Source organism: Eubacterium sp. 3_1_31 (genome assembly GCF_964249515.1).
Lineage (GTDB): Bacteria > Bacillota_I > Bacilli_A > Erysipelotrichales > Erysipelotrichaceae > Longicatena > Longicatena caecimuris.
On record NZ_CAXUBY010000105.1, the window covers coordinates 1 to 1,284 of the forward strand.

Annotated in this window: 1 protein-coding gene and 1 pseudogene; both read right to left on the reverse strand. The window is 44.0% G+C overall.

What is annotated here, in order from left to right:
* Positions 1–181 precede the first annotated feature (181 nt).
* Entirely contained in the window at positions 182–1,081 is a 900-nt protein-coding gene (locus ACESSZ_RS16430) for a conjugal transfer protein (protein WP_151165493.1), read from the reverse strand.
* Between the two features lie 14 nt (positions 1,082–1,095).
* Positions 1,096–1,284: pseudogene (locus ACESSZ_RS16435) on the reverse strand (hypothetical protein); the annotation flags it as partial.

Here is a 1,284-nt window from a genome sequence, read left to right on the forward strand (position 1 = left end):
TCCTTGCAATCATTATACCAGAAAATGGGGCAAAAGTCAGTAAAATCAAGTGTTTTCAGTTTGCTCAGCAGACACTACTTACACCTAAAATAACATGATAAGAAATGAATTTCCAACTATTTAATAGATTATTTAAAAGGCTTGTATGCCACTAGAAAAGTAACGTGCAAGCCTTTTTTATTTATCCTACAATCTTCCAATTACTATCCTTTTCCAGCGTCAAGTCAAACTGTGAAATCTGTGTTGCCTTTGTTCTCTGGTCGAGATACTTCACTGACACCGATACCTTGACCTGTTCCCCGTCTTTGGTGAAGATAGGGTTTACCAGTTCCGAGAACACATAATCACAGTTTACAGGGGAGAGGGCATCGCCAGACACATAATAGGCAAGTTCCTTTTCTGTTGCGGTAGGATAGAGCCTGAAGAAAGTTTCTAAAAATTCTGTTACTTCCTCCGCTGTGGCAGCGTCCACCGTTCCGTCGGATTCCTGCGCTGTTGGTTCATAGCTGGATTTTGACGGTATGCTACTGATGGTCGGGTTCTGTGTGATAACCATGTTCCCGTCACCATCTACATGAACCACTACCATGTAAGCGGAAGTGTATCTGGCAGACTGTTCACCCTCCGTTACCGTCTGATCTACGGAGTAGACAACGGTAAAGTCGTCTGTTCCAGCCTGTTCTACTTCCCATACCGTTACATCAGTCACCGCAGAGCTTGTGGGTATATCCTGCCGAACCGTATCTACATTCAAGTCCTGCAAGCTCTGTGTCAGATAGCTGCTGATGGCAGCGGTTCTTTTGTCAATGGATTCCTGCGTGTTGCTCCATGAATAGTAGGACTTCGCAAAGCCTTTGACAAAATTTTCGATTCTGTTGGTATCGACAATGCGCTGTTCAATGACTTCCTTTTCATGTACTGTGTGCATATCAATGGCAGTAAAATTTTTATATACGCCAAAGCTGACGCTTGCAAGCAGCACCAGCCACAAAGCAATCACGGATTTTTTATGCGTGCCTACTTTCATCACAGGCAGTTTCTTCTCTTTCTTAGGTTTCGATTCTTTTTTCTTGAATATCATAGCACCATTCCTTTCTATTTCGTCTTTACCCGTCCTGCGCCAATCAAATGCTGCTGCCAGTACGGGCTTGTCAAATCTGCATATCCGATAGGGTTTCCTGCATGATACATTCTGTTGTTTCCTGCGTAGTAGAGTAGGAAAGCACCGCCTTTCCTTATTTCTAGGGTAGGTTTGTGCAGTCCTCTCCCCGAACCGTGCTTGCA

Excerpts from the sequence above, each read along its gene's own strand:
- ACESSZ_RS16430 (WP_151165493.1), bottom strand. The coding sequence starts at position 1,081 with ATGATATTCAAGAAAAAAGAATCGAAACCTAAGAAAGAGAAGAAACTG.